Genomic DNA, 1020 nt, shown 5'->3' with positions numbered 1-1020 from the left:
GTGAGTGGAGGCACAGCGCCTTATAGCTATAGCTGGAGCACCGGGGCCAGCACGGCCAGTGTGAGTGGTCTGGTATCGGGGGCTTACTCGGTGACGGTGAGTGACGCGGGGGGGTGTGTGAGCACGACCGTGGTAAATGTCAACTCGGTGAGTGGTCCATCTCTGATGCTGAGTCACGTGGATGCGTCTTGTAATGCGACGGCCAGCGGCAGTGCGAGTGTGGCGGTGAGTGGGGGCAGTAGTCCGTACAGCTACTTCTGGAGCACCGGTGCCAGTGGCAGCAGTGTGAGTGGTCTGGTTGCGGGGGTGTACTCGGTGACGGTGGTGGATGGCAACGGATGCCGGGCCAGTGGTCAGGTGACGATCGGTCAGCCATCGAACATCGTGGCGGTCTACAATCCGGTCAAGCCGGTGTGTCCCTCGACGGTGGGCAGTGTGATGCAGGTGAGCATCAGCGGGGGCACGGCTCCCTACACTTACCTGTGGAGCAACGGGGCCACCACGGCGAGTCTGTCGGGGGTAGTGCCGGGTACCTACACGGTGAGCATTACTGATGCCCGGGGCTGCGTGGCCACCGGCTCGGCGGTGTTGCCCAGTGTGGATTGCCGGTGCACGACGCCGTTGGCCATCAACCTGGTGGTGACGGCGGCCCAGTGTGGCTCGGCCACGGGTCAGATCACGGCTACGCCCAGTAATGGCCTGGCCCCGTATCAATATGTGTGGAGCAACGGCCAGAGTGGTCAGACGCTGAGTGGTCTGATGGCGGGGGTGTACTCGGTGACCATCACCGATGCCAACGGCTGCACGGGGGTGAGCGGTTCGATCAACCTGCCGGGCTCCCAGGCGCCAGTCGTGAGTTTAGTGAGTGTCTCGCCCGCGGCCTGCGGTCAGGCGACGGGGGCCATCAGTGTGAGTGCCAGTGGGGGCTTGCCGCCCTATGCTTATCAGTGGAGCAACGGGCTGAGTGGCAGCTCGGTGAGCGGTCTGTCAGCGGGGGTGTACACGGTGAGCGTGTCGGAC

Annotated in this window: 1 protein-coding gene; it reads left to right on the top strand. The window is 64.1% G+C overall.

The genetic code is table 11. The features are described 5' to 3' along the window. Positions 1-1020, top strand: a 1020-nt coding sequence (locus ACYU8Y_RS26475) for a SprB repeat-containing protein (protein ID WP_460941225.1), incomplete at both ends; no start/stop codon positions are given.

This window comes from Spirosoma humi (assembly GCF_054776575.1).
This window is presented reverse-complemented; position numbering and strand designations above follow the sequence as displayed.